General features: G+C 71.4%; 2 protein-coding genes. Both read left to right on the top strand.

All coding sequences use genetic code 11. From position 1 onward, the window contains the following. Window positions 1-1,223 (top strand): glycosyltransferase family protein (locus FVW27_RS14185; RefSeq protein WP_167126264.1); only part of this gene is annotated, 1,223 nt, incomplete at its 5' end. 154 nt (window positions 1,224-1,377) lie between these two features. Next, window positions 1,378-2,064: zinc-ribbon domain-containing protein (locus FVW27_RS14180; protein WP_208294803.1), on the top strand; the 687-nt coding region annotated here is incomplete at its 3' end.

The raw sequence follows: 2,064 nt of genomic DNA, 5'->3' as shown, positions 1-2,064 counted from the left end.
CCGTTTGCGCCGCCCTGGCCGCTGCCGCGAACGCAGCAGGGCACTCCGCCCCGCCCGCCGTGCCGCGCCTGACCCTGTGCGACCTTGCGCCGGAACGCATGCGCGCCGCGCTGACCTGCGGCCACCTGAAGGATTTCACCGCCCCTGCGCCGCTGCCGAACGTCCTGCGCCTGCTGGCGGACACCTCGCCGTGGGCGCTGCTGCTGCTGTTGCGGGCCACCGGCATCACCCCGGAAACAGCCACCCTGTTCCCCAACCCGTTCCTTTCGGACGCCGAGGCCGAGGCCCTGCACCGCTGGCGCCGCCTGTTCGCCGGGTGCGTGCCCGTGGCGCTGTCAGAAGCGTTGCCAGACGCTTTGCCAGACGCGTTGCCAGAAGCGTTGCCAGACGCGTCGCCAGTCGCGCAGCAAGATGCGCGCGAAAAGGCCCGCGATGCATCAGCGCATTCCCCTGGCCTGGGCGTAGGGGCCATCCTGCACCCCGCAGAGCCGGACCTGCCCGCCTTTTTCGCCCAGGTGCCCGGCTGGGTGCGTGAAATGGCCGTGGTCTGGGATGGCGCACCGCCCGCGTTCGACCCGGTCCCCCTGTGCCCCGTGCCGCTACGCCAGACCGTGCGCCCGCTGGGGGGCGACTTTTCCGCCCAGCGCAATGCCATGCTGGGGTTGCTGTCCACGGAATGGTGTCTGTACCTCGACGCAGACGAACGGCTGGCACCCCGGACCTGGGCGCTGCTGCCCCGCCTGATGGCCGTGCCCGGCACCGGGGCCTGGCTGCTGCCCCGCGCCACCGCCTACCCCGACCCGAACCACCTGCGCGTGGGCTACGGCCTGTGGCCCGACGTGCAGTTGCGGCTGTTCCGTCGCATGCCGGGGGTATGCTTTCGGGGTGCGGTGCACGAACGGGTGGTGGGGGTGCACGGCCACACCTGCCTGCTGGCCGATGCCTGGATCGACCACCTGAGCTGGACCGCCAAAGACCGGGACGCGCTGGCCGAGCGCCTGCGGGTGTTCAATGCAGCGGGTACCGCCCAGCCCGCCCCGCCCCCTTCGGGCGGGCTGCACCGGCTGAGCACGGAATATCCGGCCCTGCCCCGAAGCCTGTTCGTCGATGCCGGGCTGGTGCCCGCTGACAGCGAACCGGCGGACGGCAACGACGCGGATAGGCTTGCCCCGAAGGCAGGCGCACACCGCCATCTGGCCCTGCGCCTGCCCCTGTCCCCCTGAGCGGGGTGCCCCGTCTTCACCCTTGGGAGTTGGCGGCAAACCGGCGGCACCGCACCCGTCGGCCCCGTGCGGGACGACACGCAAAGGCGCCCACCTTGATTTGCGCTGCCCGATGCCCTACACTGGGCATATGCAAGGAAGCAAAGGATTTCCCATGATTATACGCTGCCCGGAATGCCAGTTCGAACGGAGCATCGACAGCAGCAAGATTCCGTCCTCGGCCGCCATCGCCACCTGTCCCAAGTGCCGTCACCGTTTCCGTTTTCGCGCCCTGGCATCCGATGAAACTCCGGACGTCTCTCCCGCCGGTCACGCCAGTCACGCCGGGCAGGCCCCACAGGCTGGGGACATGGCCTCCCGCCGCGCGCCGGATGATGTTGCGCCTGGTGTCATGCCCCATGCCGGGCCCGCCATGGAACAGGACGAGGACGACGAGCTTCCCGCCGCGTTCCGCCGCGGCCCTGCCGTCACGTCACCGCCCCCGGCGTCCGGCATGCCGGGCGCGCCCGGCACACCGAGTCCGGAGGACAACTACGCCGGAGAGGACGACCATGTGGGCGAACCCCGCCCCGTTGCTGGCGCCGACACGCCGGACACGGCAAATCCGGATGCTTCCTCCGCCGCCTCCCACCCTGCTTCCACCACGTCTTCCGGCGCGGACGCACCCCGCAACGCCCACGGGCACACCGATCTTTCGCACCCCGGTGACGACCCGCTGCCCCCCGGCGCCGTAATCCCCGGTCGCAGCAGCGCCCCCACCCACAACGACGGCCATGATGCCCCCAACGGGCGCAACGCCGCTGCCGGGTCCGCCGATGGTCAGCGCCGCCCCGGCTCGCCC

It is taken from the genome of Nitratidesulfovibrio liaohensis, assembly GCF_011682075.1.
Taxonomy (GTDB): Bacteria; Desulfobacterota; Desulfovibrionia; order Desulfovibrionales; family Desulfovibrionaceae; genus Cupidesulfovibrio; species Cupidesulfovibrio liaohensis.
The sequence above is the reverse complement of the archived record's forward strand: the minus strand, read 5'-3'. Positions and strand labels throughout refer to the sequence as shown.